Source organism: Mariniflexile sp. HNIBRBA6329 (assembly GCF_043558645.1).
Taxonomy (GTDB): domain Bacteria; phylum Bacteroidota; class Bacteroidia; order Flavobacteriales; family Flavobacteriaceae; genus Mariniflexile.
On sequence record NZ_JBIFXS010000007.1, the window covers coordinates 1 to 18,371 of the forward strand.

The following is an 18,371-nucleotide window of genomic DNA, read 5'->3' on the forward strand; positions in this document are numbered from 1 at the left end:
GCATCATGAATGAGCCTAATGCCCCTTTGGGGCTAATCTGAAAATCAAAGCCTCCGTTTTTAACGGAGGTTTTTTACATTAAGTAGATTATAACCTTAAGTTATATTAACAAAAAACGCGAAGCTTCTGCTTCGCGTTTTTTTATATTTTAAATAAAGTATAAAGTTTAGTCTGCTAAAACAATTACTTTATTATCTTTCATTTCAATCGTGCCAGATTCAATTTTTAGCAATGTTGTGTTTTTATCACCTTTGGTAAATTTGTTTTTAACCGCTTCATCTAACTCTATATTACCAGTGATTTTAACAAAACCTTCTTTTAATATAGATACAATAGGAGCGTGGTTGTTTAACATTTCAAAATTACCATTAACTCCTGGAACAGCAACACTTGTTACTTCTCCGCTAAACAACGTGGCTTCTGGTGATACAATTTCTAAATACATAATTTTTAAAATTGATAATTGATAATTGTCAATTGATAATTGTCAATTGGATTATGCTTCCGCTAACATTTTGTTTCCAGCTTCAATAGCTTCTTCAATAGTTCCTTTAAGGTTGAACGCTGCCTCTGGTAAGTGATCTAATTCACCATCCATAATCATGTTAAAACCTTTAATAGTTTCTTTAATATCTACTAAAACACCTGGAATACCTGTAAATTGTTCTGCTACGTGGAAAGGTTGCGATAAGAAACGTTGTACACGTCTTGCACGCCCTACAGCTAATTTATCATCTTCTGAAAGCTCTTCCATACCAAGAATAGCAATAATATCTTGTAATTCTTTATAACGTTGTAACAACTCTTTTACACGTTGTGCACAAGCATAATGATCTTTCCCTAAAATATCAGCAGTTAAAATTCTAGAAGTAGAATCTAATGGATCTACCGCAGGATAAATACCTAACTCAGCAATTTTACGAGAAAGTACGGTTGTTGCATCTAAATGCGCGAACGTTGTAGCAGGTGCAGGATCCGTTAAATCATCCGCAGGTACGTAAACCGCTTGTACCGACGTAATAGAGCCTCTTTTTGTTGAAGTAATACGCTCTTGCATCGCACCCATCTCAGTTGCTAAAGTTGGTTGGTAACCTACCGCAGAAGGCATACGACCTAAAAGTGCAGATACCTCTGAACCAGCTTGTGTAAAACGGAAAATGTTATCTACGAAGAAAAGTACGTCTTTTCCTTGTCCTTCACCAGCACCATCACGGAAATATTCAGCAATTGTTAAACCAGATAAGGCAACACGTGCACGTGCTCCAGGTGGCTCGTTCATTTGACCGAATACGAAAGTCGCTTTAGATTCTTTCATTTTAGCTTTATCAACTTTAGATAAATCCCATCCGCCATCTTCCATAGAATGCATGAAATCATCACCATAGCGAATAATTCCAGACTCCAACATCTCTCTTAAAAGGTCATTTCCTTCACGAGTTCTTTCACCTACACCAGCAAATACTGATAAACCACCGTGACCTTTTGCTATATTGTTAATCAACTCTTGGATTAATACCGTTTTACCTACACCAGCACCACCAAATAAACCAATTTTACCACCTTTTGCGTAAGGCTCGATAAGGTCGATTACTTTAATACCTGTAAATAAAACTTCGGTAGAAGTTGATAAATCTTCAAATTTAGGAGCTTGACGATGAATTGGTAACCCAGCTTCTCCAGCTTTAGGTAAATCTCCAAGACCATCAATAGCATCACCAATTACATTAAATAAACGTCCGTAAACAGCATCGCCAATAGGCATTTGTATAGGCGCTCCAGTTGCAACAACCTCAGTACCTCTGCTTAAACCATCTGACGAGTCCATAGCAATAGTACGTACGGTATCTTCACCAATGTGAGATTGTACTTCTAGTACTAATAAAGAACCATCTGCTCTTTTAATTTCTAATGAATCATAAATTTTTGGAAGTTCAGAACCAGCACCGAATTCAACATCGATAACCGGACCTACTATTTGTGCAACCTTACCTGTAACTTTAGCCATTACTTATGTGTTTAATATTATGCGTTTTAATTGAATGAAAACACTTTTAGTTTCCGCGTGCAAAGATAATTTTTTTAATTTAAAATGAAAGTTGTTTTTTAAGCTTTTTTACAATAAAAAAACACCTCTAATACAGAGGTGTTTTAAAGCATAAAATATAATAGACTCTTTTTAGAATCAATAATTTAATTGTTTATAGTCCAAGAAACATAATACTGTGAACCAATAAAAGGAGAGCCCACTGCGCTTTGATATTCTTTTCCACCTAAATTAGTTCCTCCAATTTTGAATGTAGATTTCATAGAAGGTACTGAATAGTTTATTTGGGCATCAACAACTGTTCTGGCAGGTATCATGGCATTAGCTATAGTTGCTTGCCAGAAATACTCATCACTCCAACGTGCATTTACATTAAATCCAAAATTTTTAAATAATTCAGGATTTCCTAATGACACTTTTACTTTGTGCTCTGGGGTATTAAATCCTGGACTAAAATCTGGATCTGTTGTTTGGTCAAAATCTAATTTGGCATAGGTCCAATTTATTCCAAAATCAAAATCTTTAGCTATTTTAGTAGATAGACCAATAACACCCCCATAAGAACTAACGTCTGCAGATGAGTTTGTGTAAATACCAAAAATTTGGTAATTACCAGTTGCTATAGCACTCACACCAGTCATATCACTTACCGATCCCGATTTAGGAGTCACTACTAATTTTTGAGCGCCAAAGTTGTCGTAAGCATTATAATAAGCGTTCAAATCGACAGTTACAAATCCTATTTTGCCACGATACCCTACATCAAAAGCAGTTACTTTTTCTTGTTCGATTAAAGGGGTTATACCAGTACCTTTAACTGGTGCTAATGGCGTTGCTCCACCACTTGCAGCGAAAGAAAGAAAAGAGTTGAATGTATAGGAATTGAAGTAAGCATCTCTTCCAGTTAAAGTTGTGTTTGGTAATCTTCTGTCTAAATTGGCAGGTGCGGCACCTACCAATATATATCTGCCCACATCAAAACCAATAAATAATGCTTGCGTATCAGGATTTCTAAATCCTGTTTGAACAGAGGCTCTAAAATTATGCTGTTTGTTTTCTCCAGCAGCATATACTAAAGAGAGTCTTGGTGAATAACTAGCGTCAAAAAATTCATTTTTATCATAGCGTACTGATGCCGTAACTTTTAATCGCTCGTCCATTAATTTTTTAATACCTTGGATATATGCACCTTGTTCATGATAATCTATCGACCCATCATAATCTGTAAATACACTTCCGCCTGAATTTAATGAATATTGTCTGTATTGACCACCTATTTGTAAATCTAGAACATTATTTAATAAGTCTTTAAAATTGTAATTCCCTTCAGCAATGTTCATTTTTGATTCGTCCACTAGTTTGGATCCAGTAGTTATATCTGGGTCGTTTGTGACTTTATTAAAAAGAGCTATAAATTCAGGAGTGCCCGGTTGTGGTGTAAAATTAGTATCTGCAAAAGTTCTTGCTCCAGCATGTATTTGAGTTTGGGTTGCTGGATCGTTAGGGTTGCCACCACCACTTAATATGGCACCAGCACCTTGGGCATAGGCTGCTGCATAGGCACCAAACCACTGTTGTGCACCTACTTTATTCATGTTAATTCCTGTAAAAGCCATGTCATAAGAGTTGCCTGCATTTTCTAAAGTTGTATACCCTCTAAGGAAAAAATTATCACCTCTAAATTCTAATTTATGTTGTTGCAATCCAAAATCTCTTATGGCATATCTATTAGATCCTTGATAAATAGTTGACCCTTTACCAATTTTAGAACTCCAAATAACTTCTGTATTGTTACCAAATGGTCTGTAGTTTAGTGTGAAATATGCCTTAATACTTTCGGCTTTATAGTCAGTTAAATCAGATTCTTTATAGCCTGTTCTTGCTACATTTACCGCAGGAACTAATGCACTTGCTCCAATTGGGAGTAAACTTCCTTCTAATTGTTGTGCAACTTGTTTAAGGTTTAAGCCTAAAGCAGCTAAACTCACTTCGTCACCATAAATATTTAAGCCATTATGAGCAGGACCTGATCTAAAAGGTGAAATAGCATCAACCGTTCCTACTGCTCCTAGTGAATACTGATTATCGTCCGACGCATACCAATCGGTGCCTCTTAAATAAGAAAACGATCCTTTTGCTGCAAATTTATCACTAAATGCATGGGCAGCTCGAATTCCAAAATCATAAAATTGATTATCACCTGCTTCATCTTGTACAGTCAATCCTGTTTTTACATAGGTACTTATGCCTTGGTGTTTGAAGGGATCTTTACTAGTCATAAATAAAATACCATTAAAGGCATTGGCACCATAAAGTGCTGAAGAGGCACCTGGTAATATTTCTACACTACTAATGTCGAGTTCATTAAGCCCTAGGATATCCCCCAATGCAAAATTTAATCCTGGTAAAGCATTATCCATACCATCAACGAGTTGAACAAATCGTGTATTTGCAAAAGTGGCAAATCCACGTGTGTTAACAGCGTTAAAAGTTAAACTTCCTTTATTAACATCGACCCCTTTTAAATTTTCTAAACTTGAATAAAAGTCAGGTGTTGTTGCTAATTGAATATCTTTTGCATCAAATCTCTCTATAGTTACGGGAGATTCTCTTATGCTTTCTGGTGTTCTAGAGGCTGAAATTACTATTTCATCTAAAGAAGTACCTTCTTTTAGAACAAAATTTAGTTGTTGATTATTTGAAATTACTTGAATTGTAATAGTTTCAAAACCAACACTGCTCGCTTGAACACCAAATGGTGGATTTTGATTTGATGTTAGTGAAAATTTACCATCAAAATCTGTAACTGTTCCTGTTGATGTTCCTACTATGATAATATTTGCACCAGGAATAGGTTGACTGTTGTCATCTACAACAGAACCAGAAATTTTTGTTTGCGAGTATGAAATACCACAAACAAAGATTAGTAAAAGGGAGAGAATTGTTTTCATTTAGTCTTAGTTTTGGGTTTTAATTTTGAAATAAACAATATAAATATATTTATTTTATTCCAGAATAAAAGTACAAAAAAATTATGCACGCATAGTAAAATTTAACATGAATAAGTATATTAAATCGATTTATTAGTAAAAAACGAGGGTATAAACAAAGAATAGTCCTGTTTAAAACTTAAAACAGGACTATTCTTTGTAAGAAATATTTATGTAGAATAAATGATTATTCTACTGTAACGGATTTTGCTAAATTACGTGGTTGATCTACATTTTTTCCTAATAATACTGCAATATGGTACGATAATAATTGAAGCGGAATAGTAGTTAATAATGGAGATAACGATTCTAAAGTGTCGGGAATTTCAATAACGTGGTCTGCTAAATCTCTAACTTGGGTATCACCTTCTGTAACAATACCAATGATTTTTCCTTTTCTTGATTTAATTTCTTGAATATTACTTACTACTTTTTCATAATGGCCTTTTTTTGTTGCGATAACAACGATAGGCATATTTTCGTCAATCAAAGCAATAGGGCCGTGTTTCATTTCCGCAGCAGGGTAACCTTCAGCGTGTATATATGAAATTTCTTTTAATTTTAAAGCACCTTCAAGTGCTACAGGGAAATTAAAACCTCTTCCTAGATATAAACAGTTGCGAGAATTTTTGTAGATGTCTGCAATCTTTTTAATATGGGCGTCCAATTTTAATGCTTCTTCAACTTTTTTGGGAATTAATTCTAATTCTAATAAATGCTGACGGAAGTCTGTACTGTTAATAGTGCCTTTAGCTCTGGCTAAACGCAACGCCATTAAAGTCAAAACGGTAATTTGAGTAGTAAATGCTTTTGTTGAAGCTACTCCAATTTCTGGGCCTGCATGCGTGTAAGCACCAGCATCAGTTTCTCTAGCAATAGATGAACCTACCACGTTACAAACTCCAAAAACAAAAGCACCTCTAGATTTTGCTAGTTTAATAGCGGCTAAAGTATCGGCAGTTTCCCCAGATTGTGAAATGGCTATAACGATATCATTTTCTGTAATTACAGGGTTTCTGTACCTAAATTCAGAAGCGTATTCAACTTCAACTGGTATTCTTGCTAAATCTTCAAAAATATATTCTGCTACTAAGCCTGCATGCCAAGAGGTGCCACAAGCCACAATAATAATACGATTGGCATTGAGAAACTTTTTCATATTATCTTCAACACCCGCCATTTTAATAATAGCTTCGTTTCTTAAAAGTCGTCCTCTATAAGTATCGGTTATTGCTTTTGGCTGTTCGTGAATTTCTTTAAGCATGAAGTGCTCGTAGCCACCTTTTTCAATTTGCTCCAAATTCATTTGAAGTTCTTGAACATAGGCAGGGACTATAGAATCATCCTTAATTTTTCTAACCTTTATGCCTTTATGGAACCTGATAATAGCCATTTCTTCATCTTCTAAATAGATGGCATTTTTGGTGTATTCTAAAAAAGGAGAGGCATCACTTGCTATAAAAAATTCATCTTCACCAACACCTACTGCTAAAGGACTTCCCAAGCGGGCAATAACAACTTCTTCAGGTTTGGTTTTATCAAAAACGGCAATGGCGTAAGCACCAATAACTTGATTTAATGCTATTTGAACTGCTTTGCCAAGTTTTACGTTCTCTCTGTTTTTTACGTCTTCAATTAAATTTATTAAAACCTCGGTATCGGTGTCTGATTTGAATGTAAAACCTCTTGAAGTTAATTCTTGTTTTAAAGATTCATAGTTTTCAATAATCCCATTATGAATAATAACTAAATCGCCAGAATTTGAAAGATGCGGATGTGAGTTAACATCGTTTGGCACACCATGGGTTGCCCATCTTGTATGCCCAATACCTATATTTCCGTGTTTTGTTATTTCTTTTTCCGCACGTTCTTCTAAATCGGATACTTTCCCTTTTGTTTTACAAACTTTAAGGTCAGTGCCATCAAAAAGAGCAATACCTGCACTATCATAACCTCGGTACTCTAATCTTTTAAGTCCTTCAATTATAATTGGGTAAGCTTCTCTATTTCCTATATATCCTACAATTCCACACATAATTTATTTTTTGATTTTAGGTAAAATTCAAAGCAAATAAGTAAAATAAATACAAATGAACACTAAATTATTTATATGAAGTTCTTAATTCATACGATGAAGTCCTTATTTTTAATTAGAATAGATACTTTGCAGTTTAAATCCTATTTAGACTCCGTAAAGAATATTTTTAACTTCATTTTTCTATTATTAGGAACTGTTGCATGGGTTCCATATAAAATAGTGCCTCTTGGCGTTATTACAGATGCAGCTGGTGCATTGGTGACTTCACCTGTGCTGTTCAGAATTTTAGAATTATTAATTAAGTTTACATTGCTAGATAGTACCAAACCTATTTTTGTGTTGGTTGAATCTCTAAGTAAAATATTGTTTAAATGCTCGGTTAAATGAATTTTATACTTTATGGCATTTGTATTGTCTGTTTGACGTCGTCCTAAATGAAAATAGGTTGAAAAAAATGGAGATGATGTGTTTCCGTTCGTGGGGTCATATTCATAATCAACAAGATAAGTGCTGTTTTTTATGTCGTATGCATAAATTCTGTCGTACTTATGTAAGTCTGAATTTCCATCTGTTTCAAGATTTTCGTCTTCATACACAATTAATTGAGCGTCGTTTATTAAGCGCTTTAAAATATAGTTGCCATTATCATCTGTTGTTCTGTATGTTTTTTTAAAGGCTTCTAATGCAGGAATAGATGAGGTAACCCCATTATCATCGGTATAATCTACCATACCACTAAACAAATCAACAACTGCCATTGAGCCTTCAGCGCCTTTTAAATAAAGCTTTTCGTCGCCTAAAGTTTCATCACCGTCTTGTAATGGTACCGAACTGTAATTATTTATAAACGTGTTTAAAATATTGCCTGTAAAATTTAATACGTAGGTAGCTTGTGTTCTTTCGCCAGCAACCGAAGAGTCTTTAGAATAATGGATGGTAATATTTGCATTGGTAGAAGCTAAATTTAATAAAACCATACTACCATCACCGTTAACAGCTTCGGCTTTAAAATACAACCCTTTAAAATAGTTGTTAAATTCAGAAGCTTTACTTAAAACAGCGTCACCTTCTTTATCTATAATGGCAGCTTTCCAAAATGCGGGGTCTAATTTAGTTCTAAATGCAGGGGCAGAAGATGTTGTAACTTTTTCGCCATTAGTTATAACACTTGTTTTGGTAGGTTTGTTGCTAGGTGCGAAAATAGTATCTTTAATTATTGCTCCTTTATTGTTGTCAAAATTTATAACCGAGGTGCCGTTTAAAGCAAAATTATCGGTAGAGTTAATACTGCCATCTGCTTTTGAGTAATATTTTTGAGCTTCATCTAAACCTGCACTAGGGTCAAAATCCCTTAAAAAATAATTATTTTGATAAATGGTTAATTTAAAAGGTTTTATGTCTCCATTAGACTTTTTGCCATATAACGAATCTAAAATAGTGTAAGTTGGGTTGCCATCTTCCGTTCCGTTAATTCTACTGAAATAAGGAATACTTATTACAACAGAATCAATTACAGTATTATCTCCAAAATCTGGACTAAATGTTGTAGGTGTTACTTGTGCTACAATGCTTGCAATAGTTTGCCCGTAAGCAGGGTCGTTATAAACGCCCAACAGGTTTGAAGACAAACCGTTAATTTGTAAAGCTTCAAGTTTTTTATTGTAAGCTGCTATTTGAAAGCTTGTGCTATCCGTATTATAATTCAAATTATTTTCTCCTAGAACATCGCTATCAACAACTGAAAAATCTTTGTCGCAAGCTAAAAAAAGTGAAACAAGGAGTGAAAAAAATAGAGAAAATTTAAGGGCTTTAATGGTCTTCTTCATATATAATTTAATGAATGTAAAAGGTTTAGCTTAAAACGCTGTTGTTAAAGAATGTTTTGTATGCTTCACCAAATTCATCTTTGCTTTTGTATTCTAAAACGGGCTTATTTGACGCTTTTAAATAGGTTTCTAAATCTTTTGGTATATCTTCCGATCCTACTATTAATGCATCCGAATAATCAATGGCAACTTTCATTAAGTTAACATACGATGGTTCTTCTAAAACTTTAATAGCATCCTCGTTAAGATTGTCAAATTTAACTTTATTCAGCATATCTTTATTTAACGTATTGTTAAAACTTTGATTGTATACTGAAGTTACTATTTTACTTTCATTAAATAAAGGCTCGTCTTTATAGTATTCTTTAAGGTAAATAGGCAGTAAAGATGCCAACCAACCATGCACATGAATAATATCGGGAGACCAATTTAATTTCTTAACCGTTTCAATTACGCCTTTTGCAAAGAAAATGGCGCGTTCGTCGTTGTCAGGAAATAAGTTACCATCTTCGTCGGTTAAAGTTGCCTTTCTTTTGAAGTACTCATCGTTATCAATAAAATAAACTTGAATACGTTCTTTTGGAATAGATGCTACCTTAATAATCAGTGGCATGTCTAAATCGTTTATCACTAAATTAATTCCAGAAAGTCTAATAACTTCGTGCAATTGGTGTCTTCGTTCGTTTATATTGCCGTATCGAGGCATGAAAATCCTAATTTGACCACCTTGCTGATTTACTAATCTTGGCGCCTCAAAAGACATTGAAGAAATTTCGGTTTCTGGTAAATAGGGTACTACTTCAGATGATACATATAATATCCTCTTATCTTTCATGTGTCAGTTTTTATTGCTTTCTATGTAATTTTTATACATACCATTATTCATTTCTGTGTGATAAGAAACTTAAAAAACGTGTTGTATAAATGTGTTTCTTTCGGAAAATCGAAATAAAAAACACGCAAAAGTACAAAAATTTATGCAGATTGGTTGTAAAATCTTAAGTTTGCACCCGTTAATTTTATATTAAAAAGTGAAGGTTTACACAGAAAAACAACAAATTGTAACTGCAATTGATGCTTTTAAAGCTAAAAAGCAAACCTTAGGATTGGTTCCTACTATGGGAGCATTACATAAAGGACACTTAGCTTTGGTTAAAAAAGCATTGGAGAATAACGACAAAGTGGTTGTTAGTATTTTTGTGAATCCAACACAGTTTGATAATAAAGAGGATTTAGTAAAATACCCAAGAACCTTAGAAACTGATGTAAATTTACTGGAAACACTAAGTAAAGAACATATTTTGGTGTATGCACCAGCGGTTGAAGATGTTTATGAGGGCAACATGGTATCTGAAACTTTTGATTTTGACGGGTTGGAGTTTGAAATGGAAGGTAAATTTAGAATCGGCCATTTTGACGGAGTAGGAACCATAGTAAAGCGTTTGTTCAACATTATAAAACCAGATAATGCTTATTTTGGAGAAAAAGACTTTCAGCAATTAGCCATTATAAAAAAGTTAGTTGAAAAGCATTATATTCAAGTAAATATTGTGCCATGTCCAATTTATAGAGAAACTTCTGGTTTAGCTATGAGTTCCCGAAACACCCGATTAAAACCGGCCTATAAAGAAGCTGCACCTGTTATTTATAAAACATTAAAAACTGCCAAACGGCTTTTTGGCACAAAAAGTGCTAATACAGTATCGAAATGGGTTGAAAAACAGTTTGATAGCCATGATTTATTAAAGTTGGAATACTTTATCATTGCCGATGCTACAACCTTAAAAACAGTACAACGTAAAATTAAAAAAAAGAAATATAGAGCGTTTATAGCCGTTTATGCTGATGATATTAGGCTGATTGATAATATCGCTCTAAATTAATTATCTTTGCCACATGCAAATACAAGTAGTAAAATCTAAAATACACAGAGTAAAATGTACCGGTGCAGAACTTAACTACATTGGTAGTATTACTATAGATGAAGATTTAATGGATGCCGCTAACATTATACAAGGTGAAAAAGTGCAAATTGTAAATAACGATAATGGTGAACGTTTGGAAACCTATTGCATTCCTGGGCCTAGAAATAGTGGGGAAATTACCCTAAACGGTGCTGCTGCAAGAAAAGTTGCTGTTGGCGATACCTTAATTTTAATTACTTATGCTTTTATGGATATTGAAAAAGCCAAAGTATTTAAACCATCTTTAGTCTTTCCAGATGAAGCAACAAACTTGTTAAAATAAACGTTTGAACCAACATATAAAAAAGACGCTAAAAATTTTACTCCCATTATTACTGGGAGTTTTTTTGGTCTGGTATTCGCTGTCTAAAGTCTCGGTAGGAGATATATGGGGGTACTTAAAAAAATCCAATTATTGGTGGATTATTTTTGGTATGTTTTTAGGACTTTTAAGCCATTTATCGCGTGCATACCGTTGGCGTTTTCAGTTAGAGCCTATGGCGTATAACATAAAATTTGCAAATAGTGTCATGGCAGTTTTTGCAACTTATTTAATAAATTATACCATACCAAGAGCAGGAGAAGTTGCCAGAGCTTCCATTCTAACAAATTACGAAGATGTGCCTTTTGAAAAAGGTTTTGGAACCATAGTTGCCGAACGTATTGCCGATTTAATAGTAATGCTAGGTATCATACTCATTACACTTTTCCTTCAGTTTGATTTTATTTATGCCTTTTTTATTGAGAAATTCAACCCTACTAAAATAGTATTGCTTCTAGTTGTTGTTTTAGTTGTATTGGCTATCGTTTTTTTTAGATTTATTAAAAGAAGTTCATCTAAAGTAGCCCTTAAAATAAGAGTTTTTGTAAATGGATTGATTGAAGGTGCATTAAGTGTTTTCAAAATGAAGAAAAAATGGGCATTCATTTTTCATACACTATTTATTTGGGCTATGTATGTGCTCATGTTTTACGTAACATCCCTTGCAATAGAAGATTTAGAAGGTATTTCAACAGGAGCTATTTTAGTTGGGTTTATATCGGCAAGCTTTAGTATTGCTGCAACAAACGGTGGTATTGGGTCGTATCCATTAGCAGTTTATGCTGCATTTTCAATTTTTGGAATTGCTCAAGAACCAAGTATTGCTTTTGGTTGGATTATGTGGGCTTCCCAAACACTTATGATTATTGTGTTCGGAGGTTTATCATTAATTTATTTGCCAATATATAACAGAAACAGAGGCCAACACCCAACACCTAAGATCTAGTGCCCATCATCTAACCCCCAATTTCACTTTTTTTAGTTTTACTAATTTCATATCTTGCATGAAAATCTCAAATCATTTTTATAGAATGAAACATCTCCTTTCCATTTTATTAGTTGTTTGCTCAATAAATAGTTTTAATGCCCAGGTAAAGTACGAAACCATAGAGTCTGCAAAACTTGGTGAAACACGCGAACTGAAAATTCAATTACCAAGAGGTTACAATGTGAGTGATAAAACAACATATCCTTTATTTATTGTTTTAGATGGTGATTATTTGTTTGAAGCTGTAGCAGGAAATGCCGATTATTACTCGTATTGGGAAGATATGCCAGGGTGTATTGTTGTAGGGATTAACCAATATGATAAACGTTATGATGATTGCATGTACTCTGAGCAAAATTCATTACCTATTGAAACGGGAGCCAATTTTTTCGAGTTTATTGGCATGGAGCTTATTCCGTATTTAGAAAATAAATATAAAGCAGGCAGTTTCAGGGTTGCAGTCGGACATGGAGAAACAGCCAATTTTATCAATTATTTTTTGCTAAAGCCAAATCCTATTTTTAAAGGTTACATTGCTGTTAGTCCAGAATTAGCGCCTAAAATGTTAGATTACCTTCCTGAAGTTTTGGGTAAGACACAAACAAAAACATTCTACTATTTGGCCAACACAAATAACGATTCGTCATCTATAAAAAAAATGACGGATGCTTTAAATACAGATATTTCAGCGTTAGATAACAAAAATCTATTCTATAAATTCAATAATTTCGAGAAGCCGTCGCATTATTCGGTGCCAACCCACGCCATACCAAATGCCATAGAAGCTATATTTAAGGTTTTTCAGCCTATAAGTAAAGATGAATACACCGAAACCATTCTAAAACTAGAAGGTTCACCAGTTGAATACCTTCAGGAAAAATATAAAACCATCAACGAATTATTTGGCATTAAAAAGCAAGTTCTTGTAAATGATTTTAAAGCGATTTCCGCAGCTATTGAAAAGACCCAAAATTTTGAATATTACGAAGCTTTAGGGAAAATTGCCAGAGACGAGTACCCAAAAACACTTTTGGGAAGCTATTATTTAGCACGTTTTTACGAAGAAACTGGTGATACAAAAAAAGCCATGAGAACTTACCAAACAGGCTTTACTTTTGAAGAAATTGCGGGTATTACCAAGGATATAATGCTTGAAAAATCTGAAGCCATCAAAGCTGATTTTGGATATTAACCTGCAAGGTTTTGAAACCTTGTAGGTTTAAAATAAAAGAAAGAATTGACCTTTTAGGTTTAAAATAAAAATGAAGGCAGAGATTCCTGCTTTCGCAGGAATGATTATGGCTAAAGTAAAAACTACTTTTTTTTGTCAGAATTGCGGCTCGCAATACGCCAAATGGCAAGGACAATGCAATGCTTGTAAAGAATGGAATACCATTGTTGAAGAAGTGATTCAAACACCTGAAAAAAGTGATTGGAAATCACCAACAGCGGCCGTAAAAAAAGCGGCAGTTCCACTGCGAATTAAAGATATAGACGTTTCAAACGAAGCCAGACTGGATACTTTTGATGGCGAATTTAATCGTGTACTTGGAGGTGGTATTGTACCAGGCTCGTTAACGCTTTTAGGAGGAGAACCTGGTATTGGAAAAAGCACCTTGCTACTTCAAATTTCATTAAAACTGCCTTATAAAACATTGTATGTTTCTGGTGAAGAGAGCCAAAAACAAATAAAAATGCGAGCAGAACGCATTAACCCAACAAACAACAATTGTTATATTCTTACCGAAACCAAAACCCAAAATATTTTCAAACAAATTGAAACTTTGGAACCGGATATTGTTATTATAGATTCCATTCAAACACTTCATAGCGATTATATCGAATCATCTTCGGGAAGCATTTCACAAATAAAAGAATGTACTACCGAGCTTATAAAATTTGCCAAAGAAACGGCTACTCCAGTATTGTTAATTGGGCATATTACAAAAGACGGTAACATAGCAGGACCTAAAATTTTGGAACATATGGTAGATACGGTTTTGCAGTTTGAAGGCGACCGCAACCATGTGTTCAGAATTTTACGTGCACATAAAAACCGTTTTGGTTCTACTAATGAATTGGGTATTTATGAAATGCAGGGTTCTGGTTTGCGTGAAGTTTCCAACCCGTCAGAAATTTTAATTTCTAAAAAAGACGAAGAACTTTCAGGAAATGCCATAGCCGCAACCCTAGAAGGTATGCGGCCGTTAATGATTGAAGTACAAGCATTAGTTAGTACAGCGGTTTATGGTACACCGCAACGTAGTGCTACAGGTTTTAATGCGAAGCGATTAAATATGCTTCTGGCGGTTTTGGAAAAACGTGCAGGTTTCCGTTTAGGAGCAAAAGACGTGTTTTTAAATATCACGGGAGGTATTAATGTTGATGACCCTGCTATAGATTTAGCTGTGGTGGCTTCCATTTTATCATCCAATGAAGATGTAGCACTTCCAAAAGATGTTTGTTTTGCTGCTGAAGTTGGACTTTCAGGTGAGATTCGTCCTGTACAACGCGTGGAACAGCGCATTTTAGAAGCTGAAAAACTAGGGTTTTCAACCATTTTTGTTTCCAAATACAATAAAATCTCATTAAAAAAGACTGCAATAAAAATTCAACTTATTTCTAAAATTGAAGATTTGGTTGGTTTTGTTATTTAGTTAATTCTTAGCGTTTTTACGTTACAAATTGCAAATATTAGATTTAAGCTGTAAAAGGGTGTAAATTATTTAATTCTCGGGGGACTATTTCCTTAAAATTATTTAATTTCGCACCTCGATCAGAAATTGGATAAAATGAAAGCGAAATTTCCTGAATATAAAGGACTTGACTTGCCAAATGTTGCTGAAGAAATTCTTAACTATTGGCAAGAAAACAACATCTTCGAAAAAAGTGTTTCAACAAGAGAAAATCACGAGTCGTTTGTGTTTTTTGAAGGGCCACCTTCTGCAAACGGATTACCTGGTGTTCACCATGTTTTAGCGCGCGCTATTAAAGATATTTTTCCACGTTACAAAACCATGAAAGGTTTTCAAGTAAAGCGTAAAGCAGGTTGGGATACACACGGTTTACCTATTGAATTGGGTGTTGAAAAGGAATTGGGCATTACCAAAGAAGATATTGGCAAAACCATTTCGGTAGAAGATTATAACGCTGCTTGCCGTAAAGCAGTAATGCGTTATACCGATGTTTGGAACGACCTTACCCAAAAAATGGGTTATTGGGTAGATATGGACGACCCATATATTACCTACGAACCAAAATACATGGAATCTGTTTGGTGGTTGCTAAAAGAAATTTACAATAAAAACTTATTGTATAAAGGCTATACCATTCAGCCTTATTCGCCAAAAGCGGGTACAGGTTTAAGCTCGCACGAGTTGAACCAACCTGGAACGTATCAAGATGTAACGGATACTACGATTGTTGTGCAATTTAAAGCAAAACCAGCATCGTTACCAAACTTTTTACAAAACGAAGGCGATATTCACTTTTTAGCTTGGACCACCACACCTTGGACCTTGCCGAGTAATACGGCATTAACCGTTGGTCCAAAAATAGACTATGTGTTGGTTCAAACGTTCAATCAATATACTTTTGAACCTGTCAATGTGATTTTGGCAAAAAAATTAGTGTCTTATCAATTTGCAGGAAAGTTTAATCAAGTTGAAACAAAAGAGGAATTATCAGGCTATAATGCAAACGATAAAAAAATCCCTTTTTACATCGTTAAAGAATTTATTGGTAAAGATTTAGTAGGCATTACCTACGAACAATTATTACCTTATGCACTTCCTAACGATAATCCAGAAAATGCTTTTAGGGTCATTTCGGGCGATTTCGTTACTACCGAAGATGGTACGGGTATCGTACACACAGCACCTACTTTTGGAGCTGATGATGCTTTGGTTGCTAAACAAGCAACACCCGAAGTGCCACCCATGTTGGTAAAAGATGAAAATGGAAATTTAGTACCGTTGGTAGATTTACAAGGTAAATTCCGTCCAGAAATGGGTGAATATGCTGGTAAATATGTGAAGAATGAATATTATAATGAAGGTGAAGCGCCAGAACGTTCGGTAGATGTTGAGATTGCCATCAAATTAAAAGAAGAAAATAAAGCCTTTAAGGTTGAAAAATACAAACACAGTTACCCAAATTGTTGGAGAACCGATAAACCGATTCTTTACTACCCGTTAGATTCTTGGTTTATTAAAGTAACCGATGTGAAAGAGCGTATGTTCGAATTGAACGAAACCATCAACTGGAAGCCAAAAGCAACTGGTACAGGTCGTTTTGGAAATTGGCTAGCAAATGCCAACGATTGGAACTTATCGCGTTCACGTTATTGGGGAATTCCATTACCAATTTGGAGAACAGAAGATGGTAAAGAAGAAATCTGTATCGGTTCTGTTGAAGAACTAAAGGTAGAAATGCAAAAAGCAGTTTCGGCAGGTGTTTTAGCTAAAGATATTTTTGAAAATTTTGAAGTAGGAAACAATTCTGAAGAAAACTATGCGAAAATCGATTTGCATAAAAACATTGTAGATGAAATTGTATTGGTTTCCGTTTCAGGAAAACCAATGAAACGCGAAAGCGATTTAATTGATGTTTGGTTCGATTCTGGTGCAATGCCGTATGCACAATGGCATTATCCTTTTGAAAACAAAGATTTAATTGATAAAGGAACATCTTATCCAGCCGATTTTATTGCCGAAGGAGTTGATCAAACACGTGGGTGGTTCTATACGCTTCATGCTATTGGAACCATGGTTTTCGATTCTGTAGCCTATAAAAATGTGGTATCAAATGGATTGGTGTTGGATAAAAACGGACAAAAAATGTCCAAACGTTTAGGAAATGCCATCGACCCGTTTGAAACCTTATCAACTTATGGCGCGGATGCGACGCGTTGGTACATGATTTCAAATGCAAATCCATGGGATAATTTAAAATTCGATTTGGAAGGTGTTGAAGAAGTAAAACGTAAATTTTTCGGAACGCTTTATAATACCTATTCGTTCTTTCAACTGTATGCAAACCTAGATAGTTTTAATTATAGTGAAGCTGAAATTGCTATAAATGAACGCCCAGAAATTGATAGATGGATCCTTTCAGAATTAAATACATTAATTAAAAAAGTTGATGAATTTTATGCTGAGTACGAACCAACAAAAGCTGCACGCGCTATTTCAGATTTTACACAAGATTACTTAAGTAACTGGTATGTGCGTTTATGTAGAAGACGTTTCTGGAAGGGCGATTATGGCCAAGATAAAATTTTGGCATACCAAACACTTTATACCTGTATGGTAACTATTGCGAAGTTGGGCGCGCCCATAGCACCATTCTTTATGGACCGCTTGTATTTAGATTTGAATGCAGCCACCCAAAAAGAAACGTTTGAAAGTGTGCATCTTGCAGAATTTCCAAAATATGACGCTTCAGTTGTAGATAAGAGTTTGGAGCGCAAAATGGAAGCGGCACAAACAATTTCATCTTTAGTATTATCGTTAAGAGCTAAGGAGAAGATAAAAGTGCGTCAGCCACTTCAAAAAATCATGATTCCTGTTACTAGTAAACAGCAAAAGGAAGAGATTTTAGCAGTTTCAGATTTAATAAAGCATGAAGTAAACGTTAAGGAAATTGAACTTTTAGAAGAAGCTTCAGATATCTTGGTGAAACAGATAAAACCGAACTTTAAAACCCTGGGGCCACGTTTTGGAAAGGATATGAAAGCCATTGCAGGGGTAGTTACTAACTTTTCGGCAGAAGATATTAACAAAATCGAACAAAATGGCGTTTTACATATTGAAGTTAATGGAAAAAATATAACTTTAGCCCTAGATGATGTAGAAATTACATCGCAAGATATTGAAGGTTGGTTGGTAGCAAACGAAGGAAATTTAACCGTTGCTTTAGATGTTACCATTTCTGAAGATTTAAAAATGGAAGGTGTTGCTAGGGAGCTTGTTAACCGTATTCAGAATTTGCGAAAAGATTCAGGATTTGAGGTAACAGACCGAATAGATGTTAAATTACAAAATGATGTTCAAATAGTTACAGCTATAAACACAAATATTTCGTATATTAAAGCAGAAACACTAACCGAAGACCTTCAAATTATTGATAAATTAGATAATGGTATAGAAATTGCGTTTGATGATGTAAATACCAAATTGTACATACAAAAACATTAAGA

At 34.5% G+C, this 18,371-nt stretch carries 12 protein-coding genes; 6 read left to right on the plus strand and 6 right to left on the minus strand.

What is annotated here, in order from left to right; translation table 11 throughout:
* Positions 1–166: 166 nt before the first annotated feature.
* The 6 genes from ACGK9U_RS09600 to ACGK9U_RS09625 form a co-directional block, all read right to left on the minus strand.
* Positions 167–445, minus strand: a complete 279-nt coding sequence (locus tag ACGK9U_RS09600) for a F0F1 ATP synthase subunit epsilon (RefSeq protein WP_379926364.1) — start codon at positions 443–445, stop codon at positions 167–169.
* A 51-nt stretch (positions 446–496) separates the two neighbouring features.
* Positions 497–2,005, minus strand: a complete 1,509-nt coding sequence (gene atpD, locus ACGK9U_RS09605) for a F0F1 ATP synthase subunit beta (RefSeq protein WP_394466160.1) — start codon at positions 2,003–2,005, stop codon at positions 497–499.
* A gap of 185 nt (positions 2,006–2,190) precedes the next feature.
* The gene (locus tag ACGK9U_RS09610; RefSeq protein ID WP_394466161.1) at positions 2,191–4,995 is read right to left on the minus strand and encodes a TonB-dependent receptor; all 2,805 of its coding nucleotides are present in this window, start codon (positions 4,993–4,995) and stop codon (positions 2,191–2,193) included.
* 226 nt (positions 4,996–5,221) lie between these two features.
* Positions 5,222–7,069, minus strand: a complete 1,848-nt coding sequence (glmS, locus tag ACGK9U_RS09615) for a glutamine--fructose-6-phosphate transaminase (isomerizing) (protein ID WP_394466162.1) — start codon at positions 7,067–7,069, stop codon at positions 5,222–5,224.
* A 143-nt stretch (positions 7,070–7,212) separates the two neighbouring features.
* A complete protein-coding gene (locus ACGK9U_RS09620) occupies positions 7,213–8,898 on the minus strand; it encodes a DUF4270 domain-containing protein (RefSeq protein ID WP_394466163.1) in 1,686 nt (561 codons plus the stop codon).
* Positions 8,899–8,923: 25 nt separating this feature from the next.
* Positions 8,924–9,733, minus strand: a complete 810-nt coding sequence (locus ACGK9U_RS09625) for a glycogen/starch synthase (RefSeq protein WP_394466164.1) — start codon at positions 9,731–9,733, stop codon at positions 8,924–8,926.
* Between the two features lie 196 nt (positions 9,734–9,929).
* Here ACGK9U_RS09625 and panC point away from each other — a divergent pair, with 196 nt between their 5' ends.
* The 6 genes from panC to ileS all read left to right on the plus strand — a co-directional run bounded on the left by panC (position 9,930) and on the right by ileS (position 18,369).
* On the plus strand, positions 9,930–10,781 hold the full coding sequence (panC, locus tag ACGK9U_RS09630; protein WP_394466165.1) for a pantoate--beta-alanine ligase: 852 nt from the start codon (positions 9,930–9,932) through the stop codon (positions 10,779–10,781).
* Between the two features lie 13 nt (positions 10,782–10,794).
* The gene (panD, locus tag ACGK9U_RS09635; RefSeq protein ID WP_394466166.1) at positions 10,795–11,145 is read left to right on the plus strand and encodes an aspartate 1-decarboxylase; all 351 of its coding nucleotides are present in this window, start codon (positions 10,795–10,797) and stop codon (positions 11,143–11,145) included.
* A 4-nt stretch (positions 11,146–11,149) separates the two neighbouring features.
* Positions 11,150–12,130 (plus strand): lysylphosphatidylglycerol synthase transmembrane domain-containing protein, encoded by a 981-nt coding sequence (locus tag ACGK9U_RS09640; RefSeq protein ID WP_394466167.1) that lies wholly within the window; start codon positions 11,150–11,152, stop codon positions 12,128–12,130.
* An 85-nt stretch (positions 12,131–12,215) separates the two neighbouring features.
* Complete coding sequence (locus tag ACGK9U_RS09645; protein ID WP_394466168.1) at positions 12,216–13,364, plus strand: alpha/beta hydrolase; 1,149 nt, start codon at positions 12,216–12,218, stop codon at positions 13,362–13,364.
* A 106-nt stretch (positions 13,365–13,470) separates the two neighbouring features.
* The gene (gene radA / locus ACGK9U_RS09650) at positions 13,471–14,829 is read left to right on the plus strand and encodes a DNA repair protein RadA (RefSeq protein ID WP_394466284.1); all 1,359 of its coding nucleotides are present in this window, start codon (positions 13,471–13,473) and stop codon (positions 14,827–14,829) included.
* Between the two features lie 135 nt (positions 14,830–14,964).
* Positions 14,965–18,369: an isoleucine--tRNA ligase gene (ileS, locus tag ACGK9U_RS09655; RefSeq protein ID WP_394466169.1), complete on the plus strand. Its 3,405-nt coding sequence runs from the start codon at positions 14,965–14,967 to the stop codon at positions 18,367–18,369.
* The last annotated feature ends 2 nt before the right edge of the window (positions 18,370–18,371 follow it).